We start from the raw sequence: 1,415 nt of genomic DNA, 5'->3' as shown, positions 1-1,415 counted from the left end.
CCTCAGCAACCTGGGCGGCGCGGAGGTCAAGCTCGGCCGCTACGACGCGGCGGAGCGGCACCTCGACCGGGCGCTGGCCCTCGACCGCGAGCTGCGCAACGCCGCCTTCGAGGCGTCGACCCTCGACTTCCTCGGCACGCTGTGGACCGGCCGGGGCGTGCCGGACCTCGCGGTCGCCCGCCACCAGGAGGCGATGACGATCTTCCGGCGGCTGGGCGACCGGCACGGCGAAGCCTGCGCGCACAACGGGCTCGGCGAGGCGGCGCTGGTCGCGGGCCGGGTCGCCGACGCGATCGCGGAGCACACCGCCGCGTACGACATCGCGGCCGAGCCCGACGTCACCGACCCCGAGCAGCAGGCCCGTGCGCGTACAGGCCTGGGCCACGCCTTCCGCGCCAGGTCGGCCCCCGACGAGGCCCGCCGCCAGTACGAGCTGGCGCACGCGCTCTGGGCCTCGATGAGCTCGTCCGAGGCGGCCCGCATCACGGCGATCCTGGACACTCTCTAACGTAACGATCATGAGTGCGCTGCCGGACGGCCGTCCCACCTCCCACTCGCGCGTCACCCTCAGCCGGATCATGACCGCGACCGACGTCAACCTCTACGGCACCGTCCACGGCGGCGACCTGATGAAATTCGTCGACGACGTCGCCGGGGCCGCGGCCGCCCGGCACAGCGGCGGCACCGCCGTCACCGCGGCCATCGACGAGATCGTCTTCCTGGAGCCGGTCCGGGTGGGTGACCTCGTCCACGCGTACGCGCAGGTCAACTGGGCCGGCTCGACGTCGATGGAGGTCGGCGTCCGGGTGACCTCGGAGCGCTGGGACACGGCCGGCTCCGAGGCCCTGACCGTGGTGACCGCCTACCTGGTCTTCGTCGGCGTGGACGCCGCCGGGCACCCCCGCCACGTGCCGCCCGTGCTGCCGGAGACGCCGGAGGACGAGCGCCGCTTCCGCGAGGCCCTGATCCGCCGCGAGCACCGCCTCGCCCGCCGCAAGGCGATCCAGGACGCCCGCGCCGGCGCCTGAGGTGATCTTGCAGCGAAGTCGATCGATGGAGATGGCGTAACGAGATAGTCACAAGTCGATGCCATGATCTTTCCGGACCGCACTCTTTGCAGTCGGATGTGCTCACACTGCAACTCCGCACCGGCGTCCGGAGGGGAACGATGACCATCCGCAGACTGACCGTGATCGCGACGGCCACCCTGCTCGCACTCGCCGCCTGCAGCGGGGGTGAGGCCGACCCGAACGACGAGCTGCTCGGCTTCGACTCCTGCGCCGGCTCACCCTTCGACTGCAACAAGGGTGAGGCCAAGGCGGGCGGAACCCTGGTCTATTACGAGGAGCAGGACCGCACCACCTGGAACACGGTCAGCTCGGACGGCGGCCACTACGTCACCTCGGTGATGATGC

General features: G+C 71.4%; 2 protein-coding genes and 1 pseudogene. All 3 read left to right on the top strand.

Features of this window, described 5'->3' with window-relative positions:
* Nucleotides 1-508 (top strand): tetratricopeptide repeat protein (locus RBH18_RS43820; RefSeq protein ID WP_306216436.1); only part of this gene is annotated, 508 nt, incomplete at its 5' end.
* 10 nt (nt 509-518) lie between these two features.
* Nucleotides 519-1,028 (top strand): acyl-CoA thioesterase, encoded by a 510-nt coding sequence (locus RBH18_RS43815; RefSeq protein WP_306216434.1) that lies wholly within the window; start codon nt 519-521, stop codon nt 1,026-1,028.
* A gap of 140 nt (nt 1,029-1,168) precedes the next feature.
* Nucleotides 1,169-1,415: pseudogene (locus RBH18_RS43810) on the top strand (hypothetical protein); the annotation flags it as partial.

The organism is Actinoplanes oryzae (assembly GCF_030757795.1).
In the GTDB taxonomy this organism is placed as follows: Bacteria; Actinomycetota; Actinomycetes; order Mycobacteriales; family Micromonosporaceae; genus Actinoplanes.
The sequence above is the reverse complement of the archived record's forward strand: the minus strand, read 5'-3'. Positions and strand labels throughout refer to the sequence as shown.